This window comes from Microbulbifer epialgicus, assembly GCF_041447265.1.
GTDB lineage: Bacteria > Pseudomonadota > Gammaproteobacteria > Pseudomonadales > Cellvibrionaceae > Microbulbifer > Microbulbifer epialgicus.
Genome location: NZ_JBGMEK010000294.1, coordinates 1 through 543 on the forward strand (window position 1 = coordinate 1; position 543 = coordinate 543).

Here is a 543-nt window from a genome sequence, read left to right on the forward strand (position 1 = left end):
CCCTGGTCCAATTGATGAAGATGCAGACGGTATCAAGGATTCCTGGGAATACATCTATTTCGGGGGGCTGGACCATGATATGTCACAAGATTCAGATGATGATGGTATCAGTGATGAGGATGAATGGCTTTTAGGGTTAAATCCCAGTAGTAGCGATAGTGATGACGATGGTATGCCTGACTTATGGGAGATAGATAGAAATTTAAATCCTTTAGATAGTAATGACGCCCTACTGGATAGCGATGATGACGGAAGTAGCAACTACTTTGAGTATCTTCATGATACTGACCCTAATGATGCGGACTCAGATGTTGAACCCTATGGGTTTGAAACAAATGAGTTTGGTAAGTGGTACTGGAAACATGATGGATCTGCAGGTTGGACGATAAATTCTGAAAATCCTTACAACGGAAGCTACGGAATACGATCTGGAGATATTTCAGCTAGCCAAGTTAGTAGTATAGAAACTGCTGCAAATACACCGGACGGATGGATATATTTTTATCTTTCTGTCAGTTCGGAGTCTTGTTGCGACAAGTTAGA

General features: G+C 41.6%; 1 pseudogene. It reads left to right on the plus strand.

The features are described from left to right. Nucleotides 1–543, plus strand: a pseudogene (locus ACCI49_RS25080) (hypothetical protein); the annotation flags it as partial.